Genomic DNA, 25466 nt, shown 5'->3' with positions numbered 1-25466 from the left:
ATATAATTAGCAATAAAGGGACGAATACTATGTGATATGAGAATTTGTTTTTTAATGGAGGGAATTATGGCACAGAAGGAAAATTTGTTGAAGCATGGTAATAAGTCGTCACTTATTGCAGCTATTGTTAATATAATTATTGCGCTGGTAAAGGGCGCGGCTTATCTTTTTACGGGAAATGTTGCAATGTTTGCTGAAACAATGCATTCTTTTGGAGATGCGGCAAACCAGTTTTTTGTTTATATTGGCAGTGCGCTGAGTAAAAAAATGCCAAATGACCGTTTCCCAAATGGTTTTGGCCGGCTTGTTAATTTAGTTCTGCTTGGGGCCGTCATAATAGTTGGCATTATGAGCTATGAAACAATTAAGGAAGGCTATCATCATATTCTCCATCCGACTGAATCCAGCGGAATTGGGATCAACCTTACTGTATTGGCATTAGCTGTTTTACTGGAGTCATATGTACTATTTAAAGCGATGAAAGAAGTTCTTCATGAAACTGGTACAGAGGCGAAAGGACTAGCCATTGCGACGAAAAGCTTGAGCAGTTTAAACAAAGCTAAACCCGCTACCAAGCTTGTTTTTATGGAGGATGCCGTTGCTACTCTTGGCGGGGTTATTGCGATTATCGGAATTTTGCTTTCCTATTTTGCTGGTCTGCATGCTGCAGAAGGAATTGCTTCTATCATCATTGGTTTGATGATGTTTTTTGTGGTAGGAAGAGTATTCTTAGACAATGCCAAAGGTGTATTAGGAGAAGCAGATCAAGAGCTAGAAGCACAGATTGCTGAATACATTTTTACCAATCCGGAAATTAAAGATATCCAAACACTGTTTGCAGTAAAAGAAGGAGAGGACTATCATATTGAAATGAAGCTGGAGATTAATCCCTCCCTGACGGTTGCGCAAGCAGATGATATTAAAGATCGGATTGAACATAAAATTCAACAAATTAAAGGGGTTACCGATGTCATCATTGAATTTGACGAAGACGACGGTTTTCAAACCTGGGATCGAAATTTAATCCCTGGGAATAGCTGATAATAGATGCAGAGGGGCCGTCCCCAAAAGGTGTCAAGCACCACAAATGGACAAAGTTATTTAATTTGTCATTTTGTGGTGCCTGGCACCTTTGTTTGTATCCAATGCTTCCATCTATAGGAATAATTATGAAAATCTGGTGCATGCTAAGGGTAAAAAAGTGGTGGAATCATGGTTTTATTTCGCCGGCGTAGACAAAAGAAGGGGCTCAATCAACAAGGAGCAAATGAAATTCCAAGTAAGGTTTTAGAAGAACTAGATCAAAATAGACTGACAGGATCAATCGAGGGCACTGTTCAATTTATGAAGGAAATGCTGGGAGAAAGCGATGACTTTGTTGTTAAGCATTTTCAAATTTTTGGCCGTTTTCGTGCGGTACTTTTCTATTTTTCAAATATTACAGACCAGGATCGAATCAATAACGAGATATTGAAGTCGTTAATGTATGTACCGGAGCATTTATTGAAGAGGGAGATTTCGAAGCAGGATTTAATAAATGTTCTTTTAGAAGAAACACTTTATGACAGTCAGACTAGTCGCAATCACCAACTTGATCAATTAGTTAATGTTATTCTGCGCGGGGAAACCGTTATTGTTATAGAGGGTATCACTGAAGCCATCCATATTGGTACAAGAAAAATAGAAAAACGTTCGATCAAATCACCTGAAACGGAACAGGCCATATTAGGACCGCGTGAAAGTTTCATTGAAAGTATTGCTACTAACATTGCTTTGATCCGATACAGGCTGCCGACACCAGATCTTTGCATCAAGACAATGGAAATCGGTCGCTTGACGAAATCGATGGTTTCGGTTTGTTATATAAAAGGAATTGCCGAGGATAAGGTAATCAAAGAAGTAGAGAAACGATTATCAGAAATTGATATTGATGCCATATTGGATGTAGGTTATTTAGAACAATTCATCGAAGATAATCCGTTTTCTCCCTTTCCACAAACACAAAGCACTGAAAGACCCGATAAAACAGTCGCCAATCTCGCAGAGGGCCGTGTGGCTATTTTGGTGGATGGTTCTCCATTTGCTCTCATCGTTCCTGTTGTGTTTAATCAGTTTTATCAGACCTTTGATGACTATTCGTCAAGGTTTCTCATGGGCAGCTTTGCCAGACTTGCCAGGATGCAGGCCTTGGTTTTTTCACTTATCTTTCCATCCCTTTATGTATCATTTATCTCTTTTAACCCTGAACTGCTCCCGACAGAATTTGCTGTAGCAGTAGCAGGTGGACGCGCGGGTGTGCCTTATCCGGCAGTTGTAGAAGTGTTAATCATCGAGATAGCGATGGAGGTACTGAGGGAAGCAACCGTCCGAATGCCAAAGCAGGTTGGCGGGGCTTTATCTATTGTAGGTGTGCTGGTTGTCGGTGAAGCTGCGGTAAATGCCGGTCTTGCCAGTCCGATAACGGTTGTGGTTATTGCATTAACCTCCATTGGCTCTTTCGCAACTCCTGCCTATGTGGCAGCTTTTGCCCTCAGGATGCTGCGATTCCCCATCCTCTTTTTAGCAGGGATTTTTGGTCTCTTTGGAGTGGTGATCGGAATCATCTTTATTTTTAACCATATGCTTTCCTTAAAATCATTTGGAGTTCCTTATATGTCGCCGGTTTCTCCAGGAAACTCTCAAGGATTGAAGGATGTCATATTCAGAAGTCCATTATGGTGGATGCCAAAAAGACCAGTTTTTCTACAGTCAACGAATCGTGACAGATTAGGGGAAGTGAAAAATAAAGTGTTACAGCATAGTAAGGTTGGAAATGACCAGCGGGAGGAAGCAAAGAATGGAGGATACAAAAGAGGTCACAACGGTTCAAGCGGCGACAACCTTAATTAGTACGATCATCGGAGTTGGTGTACTGCCTCTGCCGTTATTTGCTGTAAGGGCAGGTGAGACGGGAGCACCGTTCGTTACTCTATTAGGAATTGGAATCGCTGCGTTTGGATTATTTGTTGTTACAAAACTGGGCACTCGTCATTCGAATAAAACGATAATCACCTATAGTGAGGATATTATTGGAAAATGGCTGGGGAGATTTTTTAGCTTATTTGTTATTCTATTTTTTACGATTTTAACCGCTCTTGCTGCGCGTGAATTTGGTGCGGTCGTCATCTCAGCCGTATTGCTTGAAACGCCACTGGAGATAACGGTTCTAGTAATGCTTTTGTTAGCAGCCATTAGTGCTAGAAATACGATGAATACCTTTGCTTATATACACAATTTTTATATTCCGATTATATTGGCACCGGTCTTGATAATTGTAGCCTTATCACTAAAAAATGCGAACTTTCTCTACGTACGGCCTTTTATTGCAAGCGGGTTTCATGATAGTTTCTTTGGTGCCATCACCATTGCTGCATTATTTCAAGGGTCATTCATTATGACGTTGATTATTCCGTCAATGAAAAATCCAAAATCAGCCATGAAAGCCAGCTGGTGGGCCATTTTTATTTCCGGCGGGTTATATTTGTTACTTGTCCTTGCGACAGTGGCGATTTTTGGAGCTGAGGAAATTAAAAAGCTATATTGGCCAACATTAGAACTTGCCCGAACAACGTCATTACCGGGGAATATTTTACAGCGATTGGATGTTATCTTTATTTCAGTCTGGGTTATTGCTGTGTTTACAACGATATTTGCCAGTTACTTTTTTACCATTCATTCGGTCAAGCAGTTATTTCGTTTACAGGATCATAAAATGCTCGCTTATTTTTTGCTTCCTTTTATCTTTATTTTGGCGATGCTGCCGCAAAACATTGTCCAATTATACGATGTTATTCAAATTGCCGGAAGAGCAGGTTTGATCATCACCATTTTATTCCCAATGTTCTTATTCATGATTGATGTACTGAAAAGTAAGAGGAGGAAAAAGAGTGAGTCTTAACAAGCATAGGTGGAAGCGGACCCTTCTGTTACTTTTAGTCATGACTCTTTTGCTACCTCTTCTAACCGGTTGCTGGGACAGCCGTGAAATAGAGAAACGCGCTACGATTTTAGCCATTGGCATCGATAATGCTGAGCCGAATGCAGAAAAAAAAGAAGATGAAATAAACCATATAAAAGGAGAAATCCATATTCCTAATAAACGAATGATTGAGTTAACGGTTCAAATTGCGATTCCAGGACGAATTCCACTAGGTCCACAGATTGGCGGCGGGGAGAAAAGTCCAGTATTGGTTGTTCGTGCAGTGGGGCATACGATTGAAGATGCCTTACTTATTATTCAACAAGAAATTGCAACAGAGGTTTTTCTAGGTCATTTACGGTTAATAGTTTTAAATGAAGAAGTGGCAAGAGAGGGCGTCGGTCGTTTTACTGATTATCTTAGACGCAACCCTCAAATTCGAAGAACGGCCTCACTAGTCATTTCAAAGGAAAAGGCTTCAGAATATATGAAGATTACACCGGAGCTGGAGCGGGTCCCGTCTCTCTACTTAGCAGAAATGGTTGATAGTTTAATTCAATTGGGAAAATTTCCACCCACTTTTATCGGAATGTTTTGGTCCATCCTTTCAAGTAAGGGACAAGAACCCTATTTGCCATATTTTCAAATTAAAGGAAAATCAAATATCCAAATCAACGGACTTGCCTACTTCAAAGGGGATAAAATGGTTGGTAAAACAAAACCAAGACAAATCGGTAGTTTTATGGCTGGAATTGGGGCAGAAAAAGGAGGGTATGCAGCCTTTATTAAAATTCCTGAGATGGAACAGTTTTTACTGGTGCGTGCAGTAAAACGAAAAACAAGAGTGAAAGCAAGTTTGAAAAATGGGAAACCACATATCTTAGTCAAAGTACATTATGATTGCGAAATTGAAGAGGTAGAAACCATTAATCCTTCACATATAAAAAAGGAATATTTTCCAAGTTTTGAAAAGGAATTCTCAAAAATAGTTGACAAAGGTTTAGAAGAACTAATTGACGAGACAAAGGAGGCAAAGTCAGATATTTTTGGTTTTGGAGAGCATTTCCGGGCAAAATTACCCAAGTATTGGAACAGACAGGTAAAGACACAAGAAAGATGGCTGGATATCTATGAAAACCTCTCTTATGAAGTAGAAATATCGACAAAGGTTCGACGGACCGGTATGAAAGCCATATAGAAGGGATGTACAGCTTAGAATATGTTTGGATTTCTTGGATATGCTGTTTTCGTTTTTGAAATAACCGGCTTCTTACTACTAGTCGAAGATGTAAGGGCCTACAAAAATGCCAAATTAAAAAAAGAAAAAACTACCGCCAAACTGCTGGGCTGGACCAACATCTCACTAGGCCTGCTAATCCTCCTATCAAATTGGGTCTATCAACAAATGACTTGGTAGAAGAAGCAAGGGGACGGTTCTTCTGCTTCCAATTGAGCCAAACTAGCACATTAATGTATGTAAAGGACTTCATTCTTATGGAGTCTTTTCTCTTTTTTATACTATTTTTAAAGACGCTCAACAATATAATTAACTTAAATATGTGTTCATCTGTTTACCTTCATGATAGTTTGATGGTACAGTCAATATTAAGAGTATGAAAAGATATTTTTATAAATAGGGATTTTTGAAGAATCATTGTTACTTTTTCAAGCAGACAACTATCAGGTTAGAAACTCACATATATATGAAATCTCTATGGAGTTGACGAATGGAAATGAACAAAGTATTAACTGATTTACATAAAAAACGATTTGAATGGGCTTTTCAAGCGAAAAAAGAGTTCTTGGATCAATTTGTTCGATTAGACGTGGAAAAGATTGATCGTTTACATAGACAGCAAGAGGATTCGTTCTGTACTGATGTAAAATTATTACCATTTCAAAGTTTAACAAACTGTTTTAAGGTGGCAGAAGGAGATAGAAAGCAAGAGCATGTGGAAAGTGAAAAAGAATTAAAAATGCTTGAGCATTTCATTTCTGAAAAAAAGGCACAAATGGAACAGAAATTGAACTTTTTTCACATGAAGAATCGTGAATTTTCAAGTAAAATAAAGAATTATACCGATTTTTTACATGACATTGAATCGATTATTCAAGAAATGGAACACACTGATAAGGAATCAATTGTGAAAAATTACGTAAAATACGACGTAAAACAAAAAAAGGCAAGCATTTTAAATGGTCATGCCGAACAATTGCAAATCTCGATTAAAAACAAGATAGAAAATCAGCTTACAGAAATTAGAGAGAGGGCAGATCGTTTAGATTTGTTACAGGATAGCCTTTTAAGATTGCCAAAGCAGGATCCCATTCCGAAAATCCAACAAAAAATAGATTCATATTGGTTTACTAGCCGATATGATAAATCATTTAATCAATTATTACTGAACGGAACGAAATGGGTAGAGCAAATATATCAATCATTCAAGGTCATTCTAATGCCACTAATAAATGAAGCTTTGATGCTACGTAATCAATTATTATATGAGGTAGAATCCTTGAATAGGATGAAAGAGGAAAATATAGCCAAATTACAGATGGATCTGACTAAAATTGAAATAGAACGAGACTATCTACGCAAAGAGCAGGTAAAAATGAATGAAATGTGGGAAAAGGATCTTCAACATGCTAATCAGCTTCAGGGCTATTTTATGAAGCATTGGCTGTTATACAAGGAAGAGCTTCAGCGTCAATTCCTTTCTGAAAATCCGGAGGAGCGCTGGGCAGCTTTTCAATATTTGAAACTGCTGCAGCAAGATGGTGAAAACATTATCGAATCTATGAATATATGAGGGGATAATAATGGTTAATACAGAATTACCAACAAAAAAGGATTATGAAGAGGCAGTAAATGAGCTGAAAAAGCTAAATGATGAGCTTTTTTATGATGATTTTAAAATAAAAATTAATCAGTTAGAAACTCATATTGAACAGATGACAAATAGCAGTTTGCAAGACTTTAAGAGTGAAGCCGGACAGATTGTCAATCAAGTACAAAGTTTCATACGTCAGCTAGAGAGTCAGCAGACTGAAATGACAGTATTAGTGAATAAACAGCAGCAGACAATGATTCAAACGAATCTTGAATTTCTGGAAAATGAAAGAGCGCAGCTTTTAATAGTTTATGAAAAACTGCAAAATAGTGTTGATCATTATACTGAGCTTACAAATGAGCTGCAGCAGAACATCGAAAAGAATAATCAGGATTTAGTCGCTGAGGCGATTAAGGCTGTATCATCCGTCTCCGATCATATTGACGAGTTTATTCAGGAACTTTCCTTAGCAGATGAAAAGAATAAAGAGTTTTTAGAGCAAAATAGAGCCTATGTAACCTTGACCAAGAAACAAATTACGGAAACGGAAGAAAAGTTAACTGTAATGGGAGAAACTCTTCAGCAGATGGATGAGCGCTGGGAAGAGCTGTTTAAGTCTTATGAAAAAAAGTATCAAATCCATGAACAAGCCTTGAAAAACCTGTTAGTTGTCCGTGAAGAAGCCTTGATTAACAAAGTAACACAGCTACATGAAAACTGGAGCATCCAGCAATATAATCATGATGAAGCTCATAAAGCAGAAATCCTTCATTGGCATGAACAAGTTGCTTCTCATATTAAAGTCCAAAGCAGGCAAAACGAAAAAATGCTGGAAACCATTAAAACAAATTTATCTAGTAAAGCTGACCTAGCAAAAGCTGAGAAAAAACAATCCCTTAAAACCAATATTTTAATAGCAGCCGTAACAGTAGAAGCTATTTTGATCGGATTGCAGTTTATTATGTAGAAACAGGGGGACGGTTCTCTTGCTTCCGTTTTCTAAATGGAAGCAGAAGAACCGTCCCCCTGTTTCCTGTGCTGAAAACGCTGGTTTAGTTCATATTTCATTGCGTCTTTCCAATACCTCATATTGCCTTCTTTATAGCCGCCATTTACTTTTACGTAAAAGTTGTACTGGATAAATATATCATCTTTCACTGGGTCGAATATTTTCACGTTTTCTTTTCTAAGTTGTTGATTTGCCTGTTTAAGTTCTTTTAGTTTATGGTCCAATTTCTTTTGAAAAAAGTGAACTTGTGTTGTATTTTTTTGAGTCGCTTCATTTAGTCGTTTTGTCAGGATGTGTACTTCTAAATCCAGGTAGATTTTTTCATTGATTAATTTTTCAAGCTCCTCAGATATATTTGCTTTCATTCTATTCACCTTTATAAGAACATATGTTTGTATATATATTATAATATGAATTTTGTTTAAAAACAATTTGAATTTAGGGATCATTCGTAGAAAAGAAGCCGGATTGATTGTTTTTATTAGAAGCAGATCAGAGGTAGTTGTTTCATTTGATTATGCTTAGAATTCCTGTATTTCTCCCGGATCCCGGATCAAACAACAGATTTAGGATTAATTTAATTTTGGGATTGGAAATGCTGCCACTTTTTCAATCTAGAATAAATACGGTTTCTTCCGTTCCAAAATGAAGTTAACAATAGGAAAGTGTTCAGTCTTAAATAGTCATTTTTTGGAGCAAGAAGAATCCGTTTTTTTTTGAACAATTACTTCAATTCTTGACCGGATATTACGTCTTTATCCAATGGAAGTTCAAAGAAACCAAGAGCACATTTGATTCCTTCTTCAATTTCATTTGTTTCATAACCGGCTAAATCCTCGTGGGTAATATCCAATTTTGTTCCAGTTAGGGAATAACCACTGTCCAAATTAATATCAAGTAAAACCTCATAACCTAGCGGCGTCTGCTTCACATTGATAATGTCATAATCACGGATGGCGGTTCCTGTTTCATATTGGACGGGCTCTAATTCAGACATCCTGTTACCTTCCTTTACAATTTAGTAATATTTTTGATTACATTGCTATTATCCCTAGAAATCTTCTAAATATGCGTGGTGAGGTTAAGTTGCCGGAATAATATTATGTTAACAATCTTCGCTTAATGTCAAATACCACAAACTATACAATAAAAACTAAACATTATATGAATCACTTAAAAGCAAGAGGACAGTTCTCTTGCTTCCGTTTTCTAAATGGAAGCAGAAGAACCGTCCCCTTGCTTTTAATTTTTTTTAAAAAAGATTTAGCCAATGTTTATTTAAATGATTATGGGCAATTATATTTACGTGGCAAATTATTACAAAAACCCCAAAAGGAGGTTTGGCAATGTTACTGGTACCGCGTGAAATAGACAAGCTTATGATTGTAGTGGCAGCTGATCTTGCAAAAAGAAGAAGGGAAAGAGGTTTGAAGTTAAACTATCCTGAGGCCGTTGCACTCATCACATATGAGGTGATAGAAGGGGCAAGAGATGGGAAAACAGTGGCTGAATTAATGGAGTACGGAGCCACGATCTTAAAGCGTGAAGAAGTAATGGATGGAATTGCGGAAATCATTGACGACATTCAGGTAGAGGCCACTTTCCCTGATGGTACTAAGCTGGTAACCGTTCACGATCCCATTCGATAAAACACGACAGGAGGATACGACAAGATGGATATGGAGCCAGGACAATTATTTTTAAAAGAGGAACCGATTATTTGTAATGAGGGAAGAGATCTATTCAAGGTAAAAGTTACTAATACTGGGGATCGTCCTGTACAGATTGGTTCACACTTCCACTTTTATGAAGTAAATGAAGCTTTGAATTTTGAAAGAGAAGATGCTTTCGGTAAACGGCTGAATATCCCTGCTGGTGCTGCCGTTCGGTTTGAACCTGGTGATGAGAAAGAAGTGGAATTAGTCTCCTTCGCAGGTGAAAGAAAAGTATATGGCTTTAATAATAAAACCGACGGATCTATTGAAAGAGGGTGAATTGAATGAGTTTTGAAATGCCGAGAAAACAATACGCTCAAATGTATGGCCCAACAACTGGTGATTCGATTCGCCTAGCAGATACCAATTTATTCATCCAAATTGAAAAGGACTATACTACATATGGTGAAGAGGTTGTATTCGGAGGCGGAAAGGTAATCCGTGATGGAATGGGGCAGCATCCTCTTGTCACCCGCGGTGATGGGATTCCTGATGTAGTGATTACAAATGCCGTTATTTTGGATTACACCGGAATTAATAAAGCAGATATTGCCATTCGTGATGGGAAAATCTCCGGAATAGGAAAGGCAGGCAATCCATTGATTATGAGCGGTGTAGACATCGTCATTGGAGCCTCAACTGAAATTATTGCCGGTGAGGGTATGATTGTAACCGCTGGCGGGCTTGATACCCATGTACATTTTATTAATCCATTCCAAGTGGAGACCGCTCTTTCCGCAGGTCTTACTACTTTAATTGGAGGAGGTACAGGACCTTCTGCAGGATCAAGAGCAACAACAGTTACACCGGGAGAGTGGAATATTCATCGTATGTTAGAGGCAGTAGAAGGGCTGCCAATAAACGTTGGATTAACAGGGAAAGGCCAAGCAGCTACTGAAGAGCCATTAGCAGAGCAAGTGAAGGCTGGTGTGATCGGGTTAAAAGTTCATGAGGACTGGGGAGCAACCCCTTCGGCTATTGATCATGCCTTGAGCGTGGCTGACAAATATGATGTACAAGTTGCCCTGCATGCGGATACGTTGAATGAAGCCGGATTTGTTGAAAATACGATGGCGGCGATCAAAGATCGGGTTATTCACATGTACCATACAGAAGGTGCAGGAGGAGGACATGCTCCTGATTTGATTAAATCAGCCAGCTACATGAATGTGCTTCCTTCTTCTACCAATCCTACATTACCATATACTGTAAATACGGTTGATGAACATCTCGATATGTTGATGGTCTGCCATCATTTAAATCCATCCGTTCCAGAAGATATTGCTTTCGCTGATTCTCGGATCAGAAAGGAAACCATTGCTGCTGAAGACATTCTTCAGGATATGGGTATTTTCAGTATGACCAGTTCAGATGCTCAAGCAATGGGTAGGATTGGAGAGGTCGTATTACGGACTTGGCAAGTGGCTGATAAAATGAAGATGCAAAGAGGTTCAATGGAAGGAGATAGTAAGCTTTCAGATAATAACCGGGCAAAACGATATATTGCAAAATATACGATTAACCCTGCTATTACTCATGGAATTGCAGATTATGTCGGCTCTATTGAAGTAGGAAAAATCGCTGATCTTGTCATTTGGTCCCCAGCGTTTTTTGGTGTAAAACCAGAGCTGGTTCTGAAAAGCGGATTCATTGTATGTGGAATGATGGGGGATGCCAACGCTTCCATTCCAACACCGCAGCCGGTGATCAGCCGGCCGATGTATGCCGCCTACGGAAAGGCTTTGCAGAAAAGTTCGATTACCTTTGTATCACAAGCGGCGTATGAAGATAAGGTTCATGAAAAGCTTGGGTTAGAAAAGGAAATCAAGCCTGTTCATGGAATCCGGAAGTTAACGAAAAAGGATATGAAATTTAACTCGGAAACACCTGAGTTATCTGTTGATCCGCAAACCTATGAGGTAAGGGTTAACGGGGAGCTGATCACCTGTGATCCAGTCGATAAAGTACCAATGGCACAAAGATATTTTCTGTTTTGAGGTGAAATGATGTTAATTGAAAGAATCGAAACAAATATTGAAGACATGAAAAGGGAAGAAATCATACAGCGTCATATAGAAAAAGTGTACCTAGATAGTGACCATCTGGTGAAACGGATTCAAAGGGTAAAAACGGACCATGGCAGAGAAATCGGGATCCGTTTAAAAGAGGCACGTGATCTTGTGGCCGGCGATGTCTTGTATATGGATGAAAAAAATATGATTGTGATCGATGTGGTTGCTGATGATTTATTAGTTATTCAGCCGCGAAATTTATTGGAAATGGGGACGATTGCTCACCAATTAGGTAATCGGCACCTCCCTGCCCAATTTGAAAATGATGTGATGATGGTTCAATACGATTACCTTGTAGAAGAGCTTTTACAGGAAATGGATCTTCCGTACAAACGAGAAAAACGGAAAGTAAGGCAGGCGTTTCGCCATATTGGTCACAGCCATGGATGAGAAAATTCTTTCATTATTTCAGCTGTGTGATTCAAACCTGCCGACAGGTGCCTTCAGTCATTCTTATGGACTTGAAAGTTATATTCAAGAAAATATCGTGCACAACGAAGAATCATTTTTACATTGGCTTCAAGTATATATTCATGACCAGCTCATCTATTCAGATGGGCTGGCAAGCCATTTAGCTTATCAGGCACTGGAAGGGAAGGACCTTCCAAAATTATGGAAACTGGATCGGCTGTTGACTGTGCAAAATCTGCCTCGTGAAACAAGAGAAGGCACCCAAAGAATGGGCGAACGAATGTTAGATCTTGTGCAGTCATTATATGAGGCTCCAGTTCTGTCTGTTTACAGTAGAAGGATTGAAGCAAAGCAGTCGTTCGGTCATCCTGCCATTGTCTTTACGATGGTTGCTCACTACCTGGAAATACCAAAATCAACGACCATTTTATTTTACCTATACTCTGTTGTTTCCAGTCTTGTTCAAAATGCGGTGCGCGCAATTCCCTTAGGACAGACAGCAGGTCAAAAAATTCTCCATCACGCGAAATCACTTTTGGTAGATGCAGTTGCAAAGATAGAGCAAATGGGTGAAGAAGACTTTGGGATTGTTTCACCGGGAATTGAGTTGTCACAGATGCGGCATGAACGGGTAAATATTCGAATTTTCATGTCTTAACATTAAAGAAAGGAAGTGTGAAAATAATGGGTCCAATTAAAATTGGAGTTGGCGGGCCTGTAGGTGCAGGAAAAACAATGTTAGTGGAGAAACTAACACGCCGCTTACAGGATGAAGTCAGTATGGCTGTAGTAACGAATGATATCTATACAAAAGAAGATGCTAAATTTTTAATGCAAAATGGTGTTCTTCCTGCTGATCGTATTATTGGAGTGGAAACAGGAGGATGTCCACATACGGCTATTCGTGAAGATGCATCGATGAATTTTGCTGCTATCAATGAATTAAAAGAAAAACACCCGGATGTTGAGCTGATTTTTGTTGAAAGCGGAGGGGATAACTTGGCAGCAACCTTCAGCCCTGAATTAGTTGATTTCTCCATATATATTATAGATGTTGCCCAAGGGGAGAAAATCCCGCGAAAAGGCGGACAAGGCATGATTAAATCTGATTTATTTATTATTAATAAAACGGATTTAGCACCACATGTCGGGGCTAGTCTAGAAGTAATGGAGTCTGATACAAAAGTTTTTCGCGGTGAAAAGCCGTTTGTTTTTACAGATTTAAAGAAAAATTCAGGATTAGACAATGTAGTTGATTGGCTAAAAGAGAATGCATTATTAAAAGGGCTGGCATGAGATGAAGGATTGGACAGGTGTTTTACATTTAAATGTTGAAGATAAAAGAGGGAAAACAGTAGCGAAAAATGTATATTTCAAGGGTGCATTTAAAGTAATGCGCCCTATTTACCATGATGACACAGGCCGTGCTTGTTATTATCTATTAAACCCGGGCGGCGGATATTTAGATGGTGACAGATACCAAATGAAGATTTCATTGGAAAAGAATGCAAAGCTGACCCTGACAACACAAGGTGCTACAAAGGTTTACAAAACACCGAGAAATCATGCCTATCAAGAGTCAGAATTTCTTCTTGAAGCCGGGAGTCTCCTTGAATATATCCCTGATCCGTTAATTGCCTATCAAAATGCCAATTACAAACAAAAAAATGTGATTCGAATGGACAAAACAGCCACATTCGTTTATTCCGATATCATTACCCCCGGCTGGTCACCTGAGGGAGACCATTTTAGTTATCATTCCATTCAATTATTGAATGAAATTTATATCGATGACGAATTAATGGTTTATGATCATATAAAATTAACACCTTCCATACAAAATATCAGGGGATTAGGCTTTATGGAAGGCTACACCCATTTAGGCTCTATGATTGTGGTAGGCTGCCAATCCGACAGCGGCCTTCTTGAAAGGTTATATTCTATGATTGAAGTGAATACAAATGATTGTAAAGTTGGACTGTCCTCACTACCAGTTCCAGGTTTTACCATTCGGATGTTTTCTCATTCTACCCAAGTAATAGAAAAGATTTTTTCGGAAATTCATCATGTGATCAGTGAGGAATGGTTTCAAAGAAAACCATGTTTTTTAAGAAAATATTGATTTTTTCAACCCGGCAATTCCATTAGCATTGCCGGGTTGAAAAAATAGGGGGAGGAAGAAAAATGGATGTGACGTTAATTTCAGTTTTGGCAATCGGTTTCCTTTTGGGGATCAAACATGCAGTAGAACCCGATCATGTGATCGCTGTGTCCACGATTGCAAGTCAAAGTAAAAAGCTGTGGCAGGCTTCTCTTGCTGGTGTCTTCTGGGGAATAGGACATACAGCCACATTATTTATTATTGGGATTGTTTTAATCATGCTAAATAATGATATTCCGGAGAAATGGTCACTGTCATTAGAATTTTTAGTTGGCATCATGCTTGTTTACTTGGGAGTAGCAAGTATGTTGTCCATTCGAAAAAAACGAGAATTTGATAAACAACAGATAGAGTTACATAATCCTCCCATTAAAAAAACGACCTACTATAAATCCGTTTTTATCGGCTTTGTTCACGGGCTTGCAGGTAGTGCTGCCATGGTAATACTTACAATGAGTACGGTAAAGTCCGTGTGGGAAGGGGCATTGTATATCATTGTATTTGGAGTGGGAACAGTCATTGGTATGTTGCTTTTTACAACAATCATTGGTGTTCCTTTTATCTTGAACATGAAAAGTAAGGTAACTAGCAGAGCCCTTATATTTGCCACAGGAGCGATAAGTACTATTTTTGGATTTTATTATATGTACAATCTAGGCTTTAATGACGGTTTGTTCAGTCTTTGGATATAGTTTTACGCATACACAATCTTGTTAATGGAAAAACTTAATTTGTAAAAAGAGGAGGTTGAATAGGATATGTTTGAAGATTTCGAAGTAAGCCATCTTTTCAAAGGGCAGGTGCATGAACATCCCCACTTTTCTTTAAATATTCAGGGTCATGAATATAAGGGGATGGTTCAAGATGATAAAATCCATTGGTACAATCCACACCCAAAACAAAGATTTGAAGAAGAACATGTAAATGCAATTGAATCAAAGGTTCAGGATTTGATGAGTGACCATCTGCAATAACAGATAAAGAAAAAGGATGTCCGCGGGCATCCTTTTTTCTTTATCAATCACAATCTAGGAAGAACTTTTTTAGCACCGAGGATAAGCCATGTACATAATACAAAAGGCATGGTTAGTGCAGGAAGCCCAAAGGGTATTAACCAAGTTGAGATACTTGCTGTAATAGGAACTGTTAAAAACGCGGCGATGATTCCAATGAAAAGTCCATTTCGATCGTTCTCCTTAAAAACGATGGAAACAGCAAAAATGGTTAAAATAGCGTTGTACCCATAAAGCCCTAAAAAAATAGCACGATGTTCTCCCCCAAGCCCATACGATGCCAGCAATGCAACAGCATTTCCGATGATAGCATAAAGTCCAAATCTCCAGCCTGCCCAAAATACAGCAACAAAGAGTAAAATTCCGGATATAGCATGATCAAGAAAGAAAATTTGCCCAATTCCATTTACAGCTCCATTAAACCAGTGTGTCTCCCCTTCAATATTTAATTTCCAATTCGATAACGATTGCGGCACAAGGTCGGAGCTTAATTCAACTGAAATCAATCGATAACTAGTCAAAAGTAAAAACCACGAAAGGATAATAAATGGAAAGGTAAGAATGGGAATACTTGATTGGCGCATAAAGTGCATCATCGCGGCTGTAAATATAGCCGCAATAGCCGCTCCAATCAAAGCGGTTATCCATCTCTCATCGCCGGTTAAAAACAAGGCAAGTGCCATTCCTGTCAGCACAGAATTATATCCAAATAATCCTTGTTCAATACTTTCCTGTTCTGCCCCGCCTATTTTCGCAACAAATGTTCCAACCATTGCTGACAATAAAGCAATAATCCCTAAAGAATAGGAAGTAATGGTAATTGCAGCTAAAATAATCAACCCGGATATGGTGTTTTCAATTAGTATTACTTGAGAAATTCCTTTTAGTGAAGATGTAATAAACCAATTTGAGCGCTTTGTATCTATTTGATTTTGAATAAAAACCACTCCTCTAGAGCTCTATATTGTAAATAGGTCATTTGTAAAATTCCCTAAAGGAAGTAAAATATTCAAACAGATACGGAGATAACGCAACTTCAACAGGGACCAAACCCTTTAGAATCAGCAACATTTTCATCTTACTGCCGAAAAACCATGCCTATTAATAGCTATCCAAATTATTTCATGATAAAGGGGTAATTACCCATACACATATAGTCAATTATTCATAAGTATATAGGGATGGGTAATAGTCATATTGTAAGAACCAGTTGGACCGCATGTTATATGCGGTTTTTTCTTGATCAAAAGAAATACTCAAACAATAAGTGTATCTTTAGTACAAACGGTAGATTCTAATATAAATGATACCTCACTCATGATTAATCAAAATGATCCCATAAAGGAAGGTAAAGTAGATGGTAGATGTTTTTACAGAAATTGTCTTACAAGCTCCTCGAGAAAAAGTAGCAGAATATGCGGCCGATCCTGACAATGCCCCTAAATGGTATGTCAACATTCAATCTGCGGAATGGATAACCCCAAAACCATTAACCGTAGGTACTCAGGTTGCGTTTAAAGCCCAGTTTTTAGGCAGGGAGCTTTCTTATGTATATGAAATAGTCGAGCCGGATTCTCTAAAATAATGACACCTTTTATGTCAATAATGATGAAAAAAGCAAACAACAAAGACCTTCAAAAACTTAAAGAAATTCTCGAAAACCGAAAATACATATAAAATGCCCTTCACTCAACCAGCGAAGGGCTTACGAATTTATCTTTCCTGTCCATACGTACGATCATAACCTCTTCTTTTAAACTCAATGACGAGGTTCTTGGCATTTTCATAATCTGTTGAAATGACAAATTGATACGGATCATTTTCTGCCGGCGCTTCATTTGGTCCATAATTTTTTAACGCTACACCTTTGGCTTGATAGCCTCTTTGTTCATACTCAGGCACCAAGGCTCGAGCCTGCCAATAAGAAAGGTTAGGGATTATCACATCATATGCAGGATTTTTCCTTTGCAAATTAAATGCCCTTTCAAGACCCTTTACATGGGCTCTTCCCACTGCTTGAATCCAGTTCGGATCCTTCATTTTTCCAGCGTCAAAAGGGTTGTCAATAAAACCAGATTCAGTTAATATGCTCGGCATATTGCTTACACGTAAAACATGCAAATCGCTTTGTTTTCTGCCGCGATTGTTCAGGCCGATAACTTTCATAATTTCATCATGGATCAGGTTCTGATAAGTGGTTGTCGGCGGTCCAACATTCGGGTAGACAAATGATTCAAATCCTGTTCCTCCGCCTGAGTTAATATGAACGGAAAGAAAGAAATCAGCACCCCATTTATTCGCTTCATTTGTCCGTTGATTTAAAGTAGGGAAGGCATCTCCCGTACGACTCATCTTAACTTCAACATCATTATACTCAGCAGTCAAAGTATCATGAATAACCTTCGAGATTGATAATGTGATATCTTTTTCCTGCAATCCATTTCCAACAGCGCCTGGATCGTTGCCTCCGTGACCTGGATCTAAGAATAATTTAAACATATCTCATCCTCTCCTCGATATTTTATATGCAAAAATAACAAAATCTGTGTGGACTACTTCAATCTTTGTGAAAAAAATTCATATAGGTACAATATGCAAAAGTATAGGGAAGTGCTTCTGCATTCATGATGATTTGGAGCGGATCATGCTGCCATTTCATCGAACAACCTGTGTCTATGATAAAATAAAAAAGACGAAAATAATACTAACCTTTCATTACTAAGGTGGACTAACCATGAATATAAAGACATTGTTTTGCATTGTAGGAGGGGGACCTTCGGGCTTAATGTTGGGCTTATTACTTGCAAAGCAGGGAATTGACGTGACTGTCTTAGAGAGCAAAGTAAAATTTGAACGACAGTTTCGCGGGGAAGTCTTGCAGCCGCGTTTTGTCCATCTCATGCGCGAGTTGAACCTGAATACATATCTTGAAAAGTACGAACATATCAAGCTTCCTTCAGGGGAGGTTTGGAATGCAAACCAAAAAGTGCTCTCCATTGATTATGCTAAGGATACCTCAGAAATCCCTTATGCAGTTCGAATGAAGCAGTCAGTTCTTTTGACAGCTTTTTATGACCTTGCGAAAAAGTATTTAAGCTTTCATTTTTATTTTAACGCGAAAGTCAAGTCATTTTTACAAGGATCTGACGAGCGGATTACTGGTCTGATTCCTGCCATTGATCATAAAGATACGATCATTTCAGCAGATTTAGTCGTAGGAGCGGATGGACGTTTTTAAATTAGGAATCACCTCCAAATAAATCATTAACAGTACAATTTCCAGATGTGCCGAAAGAATTTTTACCATCCTTTATAATATAAGAGGTGTAATTGATGGTGAAGGAGGGGTTCAACAAAAAAGCTATGTTATGAATGTAACGACTGGAAGTATATATTTCGCCGAAGGATTACAGTCGATATTTAGGTCATGGAAGTTAAGGTCAGAAATTACAAGTACAATTACAAAGACTGACAACATGATCTATCGAGTTTGGGTTAAAGGAAATATAATCTTCCTAAACTAGCAAAGAACATTTATGATGATTCTAATCATTTTATAACTTATAAAAAAGCTTATATGACACAGTGTTTAGATTTTTCAGATTAAAATTATAGGAGTGTTTATAATGTGGAAATTAGTTAACGGAAAGTTAATCCAAATAACAGATGACTCTAGAGTTAAATTTAGAACAAATATAAGTAAATCAATACTTGACCAACTTAGTGCTTTAGCAGAAGAAAATGATACACACGTAAATTATCTAATTGAAAATGGGTTACAAACAGTTTTAGCTCAAGGAGTAATTACTTTTAATAAAGAAACTAGACCTAAAGATCGTGTTCAATATAAAACAACATATGATAAAGATTTATTAAACAGCCTAAAAGAATTTGCCAAAAAACATCATTTATTTATAAATGATGTGATTGAGTATAGTGTAAAATTTATCAACGTTGAAGAAGTTAAAAATAGCAGCTATAAGCACAGAATAGAGAGGTTAAACACTTAAGATTTAATATTTCATACAACGCCCCGAACATAATATGTATTATAGGAAGTAATTTTGAGAATGGATTTTTTATCTCATAGTCTAAGTAAACTCAAAATAGTGAGATGAAATGAATTTTTTTGATTATAACGGATTATTAATTATTAAACTTCATTACGAATCAATTATTAATTAAACAAATTTAAACTTCACAAATTATAATTTTTTATCATTAATCTAAAATCTATAGAATTAATTTTAACGATTTACTAAACTCATCATTTTCATATTTTTACTAATTATTTACTTTTTCATTAATTATTTATTTTTTTATCCACAATTACAATTATTTACTTTTAATTACTTTTTATCTATTTACTTTTTTATCCCAAATTACGCATTATTTTTATCGAAAATGAGGGTTCTTTCATCATACAAATAAGGGCTGACAGGAGTCGTCAGCCCTTTATCATTGTGTTATCATCTTTTCTGACTTTAGGATTTCCCTGAATTTCGTTTGTAACGCTGCCTATTGATGATTTTATCCCTTACTCCTCCATCGGCCAGTTCCTCGGAGAATTCATGGTTTTGTTTGTTATTTCCCACCAGTTTTGAAGAACTGATGGTACTTGATGTCAGGTTATTATTTGGCGCGCTTTGTTCATTCCAATCACTCATAAAAATCAAACCCCTTTTACCCTTACTATTCCCCTTTATAAGGTATTTATACAATCAAGCATGGGCAGTTCAGTATCCATAAAAAGAGAAAACTGGGTTTAACAGCATATTTCAAATGGGTGCGCAGATGTTATCTGTTCCCAATGCCAAATTGGCTTTTTTGCTGGGTCCCCCCAATGCCAGGCGGCCAATGCAGCTGCACACGCATCCATTTGGTGAGACGTTTCTGTGATGTCTTTAGACAAATTTTTTAGTCCAACAGATTTAAACCAATCAAAAATAACGTATCTTGATTGGATATCTTTTTTATAGTGCCGTACATGGGATAGCTTCTCTGGTTCGATACGCGTGCCAATTGCAGCACCGGGATGCACTTCGATAATCCTTATTTTTTCAGCCGCGGTCATATTCATGATTCTTCGCGTTAATGAGACGCCCCGAAGAGTTAAATAAACCATTTTTGTTAATGTTGGCGGCATGATGGAACTGCCTGAAAGTCCAAATTCTTTAACGAAATGACGCAAACATTTATCCTGTGGACGGTCTCCTCCTCCATCCTGGTAGGAAAGCGGAGCATCGATTCCGAGTATGATGTCTTGAGCGGTAAATGAGTGAATAGTGGAAAGAATCTTTTCATCATCAACATCAACCAGCATATCTAAAAGTACTAATTCATCTCCTATAGTTTGAAAAACTGCCATTGCCGTATCCTTATGATTAGCCGGCCCAGATAAATCAATTCCAATTACTATCATGATTTTGATTTCCTGCCTTTTCCTTAGACTGACTCACGTGCTTGGTCCATATAATTTGTGGCAGACTCCATATGAAATTGAGCTTTTACAGTGAATGGTATTAAGAATTCATCGGAGATTTCAATCATATTACCTGTGTCAGCAGCCGCTACAATGATCTTATTAATAGCCTCATCCCGCTTTATATAATTTTCTAAATTCATGAGGAATTGTTCTTTCGAGGATTTCATATATTGTTGAGTGGTTTTCGGAATATCGAATACATATGGGATTGCATTAATTTTATTGTAGGCGTTTTTCGTTATTTCAATACCATGTTCAAGGTTTTTCAAATATTCTTTTGAGTGAGGTTTCAATACTTGTCTTATATCTTCATTTGCAGAATACTTATCAGCGAATTCATTATAAATCGTTAATAAGTATCCAAAGTAATGATCAACTTGCTTTGCTTTCAACTCATTTTTTTCCTGTTTCTTATTTACTCTCTCCTTCTTTCCTTCTTTATAATTTTTTTTATCTGTTTTTGTAAATCTGTGAAACATCCCCATTTCCTTTCCCCTCCCTTTCTAAAGAAATGAAGTATATGATATAAATTCGGTTTTGAAGGGCTATTTTCCTTTATATTTATTAGTGAAATTTGATGTCAGGCACCGCAAATAGATAAAAAGTACTAATTTGTCCATAAGTGGTGCCTGAAACTTTGGTTTTATTCTTTTGGTTTAAAGGTTTTGCAGCAAGTATCGGTTGAATGGTTTGCTTCTTCTTTTACTTCTGCAAATCCAAGTTCATTAGAAAATTCTGAATCATAATTGGAGTTGTAATCCATGTCTATTTTAATTTTATCAGCTCCACAGATATTACCTTTTGCATGGAACACACAATTCACTACAGAACATCCTACTTCTACATTTGGCATTCGTATCCCCCATTTCAAATTAATAAATTCAATAGTAAGAATGTAGATGCTTATTTTGCCCTGCTATTATGCCAATATGATTATCAGAAATGCCCAATTCTGTTCTCTTATGTAATTCCAAATATTTTAAGGTATTTATAATCCAGCACGACAGAAATTATTAAAGTGTTTTATTAAGGGCAGTCATGATACATAAGCTTTACTTCAATGTTGATTAGGCTTTGACTGCTCAATTAAAAAATCAAAGGAACGATTCAACTATGAAAAAGATGCTTTTTCCTTTTGTTTTCACAGCATTAATCATTATGAGTTCAGTTCAGGTTAATGCCATTACATTAGAAGACCCTGATACTCCCAACAGCTTTACAATAGAAATATTGCCATGGACAATGGTGAATCATATAATTCCAAATCGATCGATTTTCACTATTACTGATGTGGAAACTGGCATGCAATTTACCGTTCAAAGAAGAGCCGGCAGTATGCATGCTGATGTTCAGCCCCTGACTTATAAGGATACGAAGATTATGAAGAAAATTTACAATGGCAAATGGAGCTGGAAACGAAGGGCGATACTCGTTGTGACAAAAGATCAAATGCTGGCTGCTTCTATGCACGGGATGCCGCATGGAGCGGGTGCTTTGAAAAACGGCTTTCCCGGCCATTTCTGTGTGCATTTTTTAGGAAGTACAACGCACGGGTCGAAACATGAAGATTTGTCCCATAAGTTAATGATTTTACGTGCGGGCGGGAAGCTCGATGATTATTTAAATGTCATTAGCCCCTCTCAGATTGTCAATGTGTTTGAAGCAGCGGTCAATCAGGGTGATCAGAAAATCGTTGGGATGATTGTTGAAAACAGCAATAAACAAAAACAACTGCAAAAAAGGTTAAAAAAAATAAACGTGATCCGCTTTGATGATAAATCATTGGCAATTAATGAAGGAAAAGATGATATCATCTCCCAGCAAATTAATCTGAAAGCAACCATTTATCATAGTGATAACGGTCAAGAAAGGAAAAATCTTAAATTAATGTTTTGGAAAGATGTTGTTTCAGGCCAATGGAAAATAGATGACGAAATTATAGAAGCATTATAATAAATGGGATAATAAAATAGAACATACAATGAGACGTATGTTCTATTTGTCCTTATTTTTATCGTTTTTCTTTTCGCTGATAGATCTGTATATTTGGGTGTACATGCTGCCTTGCACGATATTCTCGAGGAAAAATTGGCCAATCAACTTTCCGTACTCTTCATCATTAGACATTTTTTTGCTTTGTAATTCCATTTCTGCTAGGCCCTCATATGTAGAAAGAAGTGCATATGTATGATCTTCACCAGAGATGGGTGTCAATATTTCGACCTTATGATCATAATTTTCATTACGAAATTTTTTAATCTCTTTTAAATTATTAATTCCCTCTTTAAATTTATCCTGTTTAATCTCAAATGTCTGATAAACAATTACTGACATTGAAAGCACCCCTAGCTAAAAAATAATAATAAACTATAACTATCATTCCCTTAGTTATTTTATTTATTCTTTTATCAACTTTCCTAAAAAGTCGGTGATTCAGAGATTGTGGGACAAAATGAAATATTTGGTTTATATTTTGGATATCAAGGAATGGTTGGATTTTGGAGTTAAAGGCTAATGAAAAAAGAAGTACGGTACTCCATACTTCTTTTATACATTTTATTATTGTTTGGCCGTACTGTTATCGCCATACAAATCATACAGCTTATAGGCCATCATTAAATTAAATCGCTGCTCGGAATCATTCAGGTCAACATTTAATAGGTTTGTAATTTTTTCAAGCCGATACAAGAGTGAGCTTCGATGAATAAATAAATCCTCTGCTGTCTCCTTTATGTTGCCATTGTGTTCGAGATATACCCGTAATGTTTGAAGCAGGTCCATACTTTTTCCTTCTGAGTATTGCAGTAATGGAGAAAGATGGTTTTGGATAAATAGATCTGAAATATGTGAATCATTTAACTGGTGTAAAACTGTATAGGAGCCTAACTCATCAAATAAGGCAAAGCCGATATCCTGAAAGCGGTTTGTTACAACACTTAAGGCTTTTAGGGCTTCTGAATAACTGACATAATAGTCTGTCAGCCGGACTGTTTTTCCGCCTACTGCTAAAAAAGGTTTAAAATCTTTACTGTCGCTAGTCCATTTCTTTATATTATCGTATAATTTGGACCAATACAGCCGCGGCTTACCTGATTCTACATTTATTGGCGCTATTAAGACTAGTTCTCCGTCTTTATTGGTAAGTAATATTTCTGGATTTTGTACTGATATTTTTGATTTTAGCTGGTCCCAAATCATTGATTTTTGGGCTTCCAAATCAAGGATGTTCAATTTTACATTATCATCCATTAAATTTAATGAAAGGATAGCAACCCGGTGTGACTGAAAGGGATCCCAATTAAAGAGATTAGCGTATTGGATGATATTTTCATCATTTTCTATTTTTTCAACAAATAATTTCGTTAGAAAGCTATCCTTCACCTGTTCTTTTGCATCTAAAACAAGCCTTTGTTTAATAAATTGAATTGAATAAATATTACGGGCTAAATTGATACTTAAGCGGAAATAATCATCGATTTCATAATTGGTTACATCTAGCACAATATATCCTAATAAATCCCCTCCCCCGTTTATTGAGAATACTTCTACCTCAATATCATCTTCCATAGGAAACCAGGATCGTCTTGATTGTTTATGGAATACTTCATATGCAGCAAGTTCAACATACCTTTGAAGATCATCGGTCTTTAACTGGACAAGTTTAGATGAAATCGGTCGAAAAAAACGATCTAATAAAATGACCGATGTGGAAAACAGGTTGCTGAGGGTTTGCGTGATGCCATCAAACCCATTACCATCAATAGTTTCTTTGATAAGGGTTTGCTGATAATCTAACAAATAATGAAGTTTCTGTTTATGATTTTTTTCATTTTGATAAAGACGGGCGTTTTCTAACATGACGGCTACATGACTTGATAAAAATTCCAGCGTCTCTAAATCATCGCTGGTAAAAGTGCCTGCGTTCTTACTTTCAACATGGACGACCCCGATTGTTTTTAAGTTAACGTTCAGGGGGACGGTCAACTGCTGTCCGCCTGGAGTTTCCAAATAAGGAAAGTAGTGTTTAAGTTGATTGTTTTTATCGAGTGTAATCGTTTCTGCACGTACCATTTCTCCATATGAAGGTTGCTGATAACGAAAACAATTAGCTCTTTCGTCATATAGATAAATGCAGGCAAATACTGCCTCTGTTTCTTTACCTGCTCGTTCAACCAGCTTTTCAACAGTTTTTTCAATGGAAGCATCCAATGATAGATTTTGATTAATCCACTGCATGCCCATCATTTTATTTTTTTGAATTTCCTTTTGTTTAGACAAGGCTAGTGCAACGGCAACATCTTTTCCAAATTCATCAAAAATCCTTCCCATTTCTTCAATTAACTTCACCTTTTGGAAATACCCAATCACACAAAACCCGTAATGATGAGAATCATTGATTAATGGGACAGTAAACCATGTTGGCACTGCCATATTCACAATCAATTTTGTAAAATCACAATGTGAATCAATAGAAGTCTCAAACATCATACTTCTGGTCAAAAGACTTGGCATACATTGATTGACCTGGAGAGGAAACGCTTCCGTAATAGAGGTTAGTGCACCGCTCCAAACCTTTGGAATAAAGTGATCACCGTCTTTTATAATAATTCCTACAAAATCACTGGAAAACTCAGAGCGAAAGGAATCAGTTAAAAATTGTAATGACTCTTCTTCTGTATCAAATGAAATGAGCTGCCTGGACGTACGTCTGAGGTGATTTTCTAATCGCTTTACAAGTTCCACTTTTTTAGTCATATCTATCAAATGAACTCCTTTTTAAAAGAGATAAATAATAATTCTATAATAGTCTA

30 protein-coding genes are annotated in these 25466 nt (G+C 37.2%); 20 read left to right on the top strand and 10 right to left on the bottom strand.

All coding sequences use genetic code 11. The features are described 5' to 3' along the window. Positions 1-66: 66 nt before the first annotated feature. The 7 genes from R4Z09_RS15505 (at position 67) to R4Z09_RS15475 (ending at position 7756) form a co-directional block, all read left to right on the top strand. Entirely contained in the window at positions 67-1041 is a 975-nt protein-coding gene (locus tag R4Z09_RS15505; protein WP_338453147.1) for a cation diffusion facilitator family transporter, read from the top strand. A 171-nt stretch (positions 1042-1212) separates the two neighbouring features. After that, a complete protein-coding gene (locus R4Z09_RS15500) occupies positions 1213-2889 on the top strand; it encodes a spore germination protein (protein ID WP_338453146.1) in 1677 nt (558 codons plus the stop codon). Further along, positions 2837-3937, top strand: coding sequence for an endospore germination permease (locus R4Z09_RS15495; protein WP_338453145.1), 1101 nt, complete (start codon positions 2837-2839; stop codon positions 3935-3937). Before R4Z09_RS15500 ends, R4Z09_RS15495 begins: the two co-directional genes overlap by 53 nt. Beyond that, a complete protein-coding gene (locus R4Z09_RS15490) occupies positions 3927-5156 on the top strand; it encodes a Ger(x)C family spore germination protein (RefSeq protein WP_338453144.1) in 1230 nt (409 codons plus the stop codon). Before R4Z09_RS15495 ends, R4Z09_RS15490 begins: the two co-directional genes overlap by 11 nt. Before the next feature lie 21 nt (positions 5157-5177). After that, positions 5178-5375 (top strand): CLC_0170 family protein, encoded by a 198-nt coding sequence (locus R4Z09_RS15485; RefSeq protein ID WP_338453143.1) that lies wholly within the window; start codon positions 5178-5180, stop codon positions 5373-5375. A 310-nt stretch (positions 5376-5685) separates the two neighbouring features. Further along, positions 5686-6768, top strand: coding sequence for a hypothetical protein (locus tag R4Z09_RS15480; RefSeq protein WP_338453142.1), 1083 nt, complete (start codon positions 5686-5688; stop codon positions 6766-6768). A 10-nt stretch (positions 6769-6778) separates the two neighbouring features. After that, positions 6779-7756, top strand: a complete 978-nt coding sequence (locus R4Z09_RS15475; protein ID WP_338453141.1) for a hypothetical protein — start codon at positions 6779-6781, stop codon at positions 7754-7756. Between the two features lie 32 nt (positions 7757-7788). Here R4Z09_RS15475 and R4Z09_RS15470 read toward each other — a convergent pair whose 3' ends face one another. Beyond that, complete coding sequence (locus tag R4Z09_RS15470) at positions 7789-8163, bottom strand: hypothetical protein (RefSeq protein ID WP_338453140.1); 375 nt, start codon at positions 8161-8163, stop codon at positions 7789-7791. A gap of 359 nt (positions 8164-8522) precedes the next feature. Further along, positions 8523-8795: a hypothetical protein gene (locus tag R4Z09_RS15465; protein WP_338453139.1), complete on the bottom strand. Its 273-nt coding sequence runs from the start codon at positions 8793-8795 to the stop codon at positions 8523-8525. A gap of 349 nt (positions 8796-9144) precedes the next feature. On the opposite strand from R4Z09_RS15465, the gene R4Z09_RS15460 reads away from it, so the two are divergent. The 9 genes from R4Z09_RS15460 (at position 9145) to R4Z09_RS15420 (ending at position 15131) form a co-directional block, all read left to right on the top strand. Beyond that, positions 9145-9447 (top strand): urease subunit gamma, encoded by a 303-nt coding sequence (locus R4Z09_RS15460; RefSeq protein WP_338453138.1) that lies wholly within the window; start codon positions 9145-9147, stop codon positions 9445-9447. Positions 9448-9477: 30 nt separating this feature from the next. Continuing rightward, positions 9478-9792, top strand: coding sequence for an urease subunit beta (ureB, locus tag R4Z09_RS15455; RefSeq protein ID WP_338453288.1), 315 nt, complete (start codon positions 9478-9480; stop codon positions 9790-9792). Between the two features lie 5 nt (positions 9793-9797). Beyond that, a complete protein-coding gene (gene ureC / locus R4Z09_RS15450; RefSeq protein ID WP_338453137.1) occupies positions 9798-11510 on the top strand; it encodes an urease subunit alpha in 1713 nt (570 codons plus the stop codon). 9 nt (positions 11511-11519) lie between these two features. Further along, a complete protein-coding gene (gene ureE, locus R4Z09_RS15445; protein ID WP_338453287.1) occupies positions 11520-11975 on the top strand; it encodes an urease accessory protein UreE in 456 nt (151 codons plus the stop codon). After that, positions 11968-12654: an urease accessory protein UreF gene (locus tag R4Z09_RS15440; protein WP_338453286.1), complete on the top strand. Its 687-nt coding sequence runs from the start codon at positions 11968-11970 to the stop codon at positions 12652-12654. The genes ureE and R4Z09_RS15440 overlap by 8 nt, the downstream gene beginning before the upstream one ends. A 26-nt stretch (positions 12655-12680) precedes the next feature. Continuing rightward, on the top strand, positions 12681-13292 hold the full coding sequence (gene ureG / locus R4Z09_RS15435) for an urease accessory protein UreG (protein WP_338453136.1): 612 nt from the start codon (positions 12681-12683) through the stop codon (positions 13290-13292). Position 13293: 1 nt separating this feature from the next. Next, positions 13294-14118: an urease accessory protein UreD gene (locus R4Z09_RS15430; RefSeq protein ID WP_338453135.1), complete on the top strand. Its 825-nt coding sequence runs from the start codon at positions 13294-13296 to the stop codon at positions 14116-14118. A gap of 62 nt (positions 14119-14180) precedes the next feature. Further along, positions 14181-14849, top strand: coding sequence for a sulfite exporter TauE/SafE family protein (locus tag R4Z09_RS15425; RefSeq protein ID WP_338453134.1), 669 nt, complete (start codon positions 14181-14183; stop codon positions 14847-14849). Between the two features lie 66 nt (positions 14850-14915). Continuing rightward, positions 14916-15131 carry a hypothetical protein gene (locus R4Z09_RS15420; RefSeq protein ID WP_338453133.1) on the top strand — a complete coding sequence of 72 codons (216 nt, stop codon included), beginning with the start codon at positions 14916-14918 and terminating at the stop codon, positions 15129-15131. A 47-nt stretch (positions 15132-15178) separates the two neighbouring features. Here R4Z09_RS15420 and R4Z09_RS15415 read toward each other — a convergent pair whose 3' ends face one another. After that, positions 15179-16117: an urea transporter gene (locus R4Z09_RS15415; protein WP_338453132.1), complete on the bottom strand. Its 939-nt coding sequence runs from the start codon at positions 16115-16117 to the stop codon at positions 15179-15181. Positions 16118-16527: 410 nt separating this feature from the next. On the opposite strand from R4Z09_RS15415, the gene R4Z09_RS15410 reads away from it, so the two are divergent. After that, a complete protein-coding gene (locus tag R4Z09_RS15410) occupies positions 16528-16755 on the top strand; it encodes an SRPBCC family protein (protein ID WP_338453131.1) in 228 nt (75 codons plus the stop codon). Between the two features lie 128 nt (positions 16756-16883). On the opposite strand, the gene R4Z09_RS15405 is transcribed toward R4Z09_RS15410, so the two are convergent. Further along, positions 16884-17669 (bottom strand): N-acetylmuramoyl-L-alanine amidase, encoded by a 786-nt coding sequence (locus R4Z09_RS15405; RefSeq protein WP_338453130.1) that lies wholly within the window; start codon positions 17667-17669, stop codon positions 16884-16886. Between the two features lie 235 nt (positions 17670-17904). Between R4Z09_RS15405 and R4Z09_RS15400 the strand changes: the two genes are divergently transcribed. Together R4Z09_RS15400 and R4Z09_RS15395 are read left to right on the top strand one after the other, a co-directional pair. After that, a complete protein-coding gene (locus tag R4Z09_RS15400; protein ID WP_338453129.1) occupies positions 17905-18408 on the top strand; it encodes an FAD-dependent monooxygenase in 504 nt (167 codons plus the stop codon). A gap of 388 nt (positions 18409-18796) precedes the next feature. Then, positions 18797-19180 carry an rRNA methyltransferase gene (locus R4Z09_RS15395; protein ID WP_338453128.1) on the top strand — a complete coding sequence of 128 codons (384 nt, stop codon included), beginning with the start codon at positions 18797-18799 and terminating at the stop codon, positions 19178-19180. Positions 19181-19654: 474 nt separating this feature from the next. On the opposite strand, the gene R4Z09_RS15390 is transcribed toward R4Z09_RS15395, so the two are convergent. The 4 genes from R4Z09_RS15390 to R4Z09_RS15375 form a co-directional block, all read right to left on the bottom strand. Beyond that, on the bottom strand, positions 19655-19837 hold the full coding sequence (locus R4Z09_RS15390; protein WP_338453127.1) for a hypothetical protein: 183 nt from the start codon (positions 19835-19837) through the stop codon (positions 19655-19657). Positions 19838-19935: 98 nt separating this feature from the next. Continuing rightward, complete coding sequence (locus R4Z09_RS15385; protein ID WP_338453126.1) at positions 19936-20592, bottom strand: DUF429 domain-containing protein; 657 nt, start codon at positions 20590-20592, stop codon at positions 19936-19938. Between the two features lie 23 nt (positions 20593-20615). Beyond that, on the bottom strand, positions 20616-21140 hold the full coding sequence (locus tag R4Z09_RS15380; protein WP_338453125.1) for a hypothetical protein: 525 nt from the start codon (positions 21138-21140) through the stop codon (positions 20616-20618). A 158-nt stretch (positions 21141-21298) separates the two neighbouring features. Continuing rightward, on the bottom strand, positions 21299-21508 hold the full coding sequence (locus R4Z09_RS15375) for a DUF1540 domain-containing protein (protein ID WP_338453124.1): 210 nt from the start codon (positions 21506-21508) through the stop codon (positions 21299-21301). 260 nt (positions 21509-21768) lie between these two features. Here R4Z09_RS15375 and R4Z09_RS15370 point away from each other — a divergent pair, with 260 nt between their 5' ends. Then, entirely contained in the window at positions 21769-22608 is an 840-nt protein-coding gene (locus R4Z09_RS15370; protein WP_422392278.1) for a hypothetical protein, read from the top strand. A gap of 42 nt (positions 22609-22650) precedes the next feature. Here the strand turns inward: R4Z09_RS15370 and R4Z09_RS15365 are convergent, their stop codons facing one another. Further along, the gene (locus R4Z09_RS15365) at positions 22651-22989 is read right to left on the bottom strand and encodes a hypothetical protein (RefSeq protein ID WP_338453123.1); all 339 of its coding nucleotides are present in this window, start codon (positions 22987-22989) and stop codon (positions 22651-22653) included. A 225-nt stretch (positions 22990-23214) separates the two neighbouring features. After that, a complete protein-coding gene (locus R4Z09_RS15360) occupies positions 23215-25410 on the bottom strand; it encodes a helix-turn-helix domain-containing protein (RefSeq protein ID WP_338453122.1) in 2196 nt (731 codons plus the stop codon). Positions 25411-25466 lie beyond the last annotated feature (56 nt).

This window comes from Niallia oryzisoli (assembly GCF_036670025.1).
Classification (GTDB): domain Bacteria; phylum Bacillota; class Bacilli; order Bacillales; family Cytobacillaceae; genus Bacillus_BD; species Bacillus_BD oryzisoli.
This window is presented reverse-complemented; position numbering and strand designations above follow the sequence as displayed.